Annotated in this window: 2 protein-coding genes and 1 pseudogene; 2 read left to right on the top strand and 1 reads right to left on the bottom strand. The window is 55.0% G+C overall.

The features are described from left to right. Window positions 1-344 (bottom strand): annotated as a pseudogene (locus tag DFO68_RS15385) (IS1380 family transposase); the annotation flags it as partial. A gap of 354 nt (window positions 345-698) precedes the next feature. Between DFO68_RS15385 and DFO68_RS15380 the strand changes: the two are divergent. Continuing rightward, window positions 699-950 (top strand): type II toxin-antitoxin system HicA family toxin, encoded by a 252-nt coding sequence (locus tag DFO68_RS15380; protein ID WP_133484468.1) that lies wholly within the window; start codon window positions 699-701, stop codon window positions 948-950. A gap of 2 nt (window positions 951-952) precedes the next feature. Further along, window positions 953-1,171, top strand: a complete 219-nt coding sequence (locus tag DFO68_RS15375) for a type II toxin-antitoxin system HicB family antitoxin (protein WP_208107460.1) — start codon at window positions 953-955, stop codon at window positions 1,169-1,171. Window positions 1,172-1,353: the final 182 nt, after the last annotated feature.

The raw sequence follows: 1,353 nt of genomic DNA, 5'->3' as shown, positions 1-1,353 counted from the left end.
AGCAGGGTGGTGGACCAGGTGGAGGTGCGCGCCTGCAGGTCATTGGCGGCGAGCTTCTCCAGGCGTTGGCGCAGCGTGGCGGTGCTGGGCACCTTCTGCAGGTTGAGCAACTGCTTGAACGGCGTGTCCTGGCGGACGTTCTCGATGGCATCGAAGTCACTCATGCCGAGACACAGCAGCCCCAGATAGGACTTGATGATGTCGCTGGCCCGGACCCCTTGGGAGGTGGGGAAACGACCGTCGAGGCTGTCGACGCCGGCAAGCTCGATGCACTGGCCGATGATCGAGAGGCCGGCATGGCTGGTGAGGGTGCGACCACTGGCGCGGAATTTGACGTTGGGCATGGTAGGCTACGGGTGAAGGGCTGATTCGGCGATATTACCATGCAGGTCAGCGGCTTAGGAGCGTTTTTGGGTGCCGGGTTCACGGATTCAGGGAGATGTTTGAAGTAATTGAGATGTGGGAGGCTGAGCGTCCGGCAGTTGAGGAGGCGATTCTCGCTCCCGGCTCCAAAGCGCGAAACGAACGTGGTGCTTTGGCAGTACGTAAGTTCAAACAAATTGGGACCAAAGTGTGGCCTGCAGACAAGGCTTAACAAGGCCAGTCACGGCGACGTCTACTGCATTGCGGCTTCGCCTCCATTCCGTAGCCGCGCATGCTGGCTGGCGTTCGGCGCCTAGAGATCAGAAGGATGTGGCATGGGAAAGCACGATAAACTAATAGAAAAAGTCCTTCGCGGCACATCGGATGCGAATATCGCATTTGATGATATTCGAGGCTTGCTGCTCCATCTTGGTTTCGATGAACGAATTCGCGGCAGTCATCACATTTATCGAAAGGAAGGAATTGAGGAAAAGATAAACATGCAGCGGGCGGGAAACAAGGCCAAGCCATATCAAGTAAGACAGATTCGCGAAGCACTATTGAAATATCATTTAGCAGGTGAATAGCTATGCATATGCATAAGTACGAAACTATTATTTATTGGAGCGAAGAAGATCAATCGTTCATCGCCGATGTGCCAGAATTGCCTGGTTGTATGGCACATGGTGCATCTCCAGATGAAGCGTTGACGAATGCTCAAGAGGCAATGCAACTTTGGCTTGATACGGCTCGCGAATTCGGAGACCCAATTCCAGAGCCGAAAGGCCGCCGTCTTGTCTATGCATAGGGAGCCGAACAAAATGCTCAACCCGACCGGTTTTCCGCTGCCGCTCCAAACCGGCGGCTGAGCCCAGGCGTTAAGCGGTAAAAGGTACCTGATTACGCATAAGGCTCAGCCATCTTCAGGAACCGGTATGGCATCGGCGGTGTTCTGGCGGCGACCGTGAGAAACCGCGGGATCATGGCCTT

It is taken from the genome of Halomonas ventosae (assembly GCF_004361885.1).
In the GTDB taxonomy this organism is placed as follows: domain Bacteria; phylum Pseudomonadota; class Gammaproteobacteria; order Pseudomonadales; family Halomonadaceae; genus Halomonas; species Halomonas ventosae_C.
This window is presented reverse-complemented; position numbering and strand designations above follow the sequence as displayed.